This window comes from Romboutsia sp. 13368 (assembly GCF_018336475.1).
Taxonomy (GTDB): domain Bacteria; phylum Bacillota; class Clostridia; order Peptostreptococcales; family Peptostreptococcaceae; genus Romboutsia.
In genome coordinates, this window is record NZ_CP048741.1 from 1058605 (window position 1) to 1058875 (window position 271).

Sequence of the window (271 nt, forward strand, 5' to 3'; positions counted from 1 at the left end):
GTTTTAATACCTGGTTTTAAAGGATATTCAGGTTTATATAGTTTTTCTGAACCAGAAACTATTGCTCTTAAACATCTAACTGAAAAATATCTATTTGATGGAGCTATATCATATCATTCATCTGGAGAAGAAATTTATTGGCAGTTTAATCAATTAAATGAAGAAAGGGATTTAAAAATTGCTAATAAAATTTCAAATGAAACTAACTATACCTTGTTATATGAAGAAAAGCCTAATATAGRAAGCGGATATAAAGATTGGTTTATAGAAA

Annotated in this window: 1 protein-coding gene; it reads left to right on the forward strand. The window is 26.3% G+C overall.

Annotated features, from left to right (window positions below):
- Positions 1-271: M14 family zinc carboxypeptidase (locus G3997_RS04310; protein ID WP_296648656.1), on the forward strand; the 271-nt coding region annotated here is incomplete at both ends.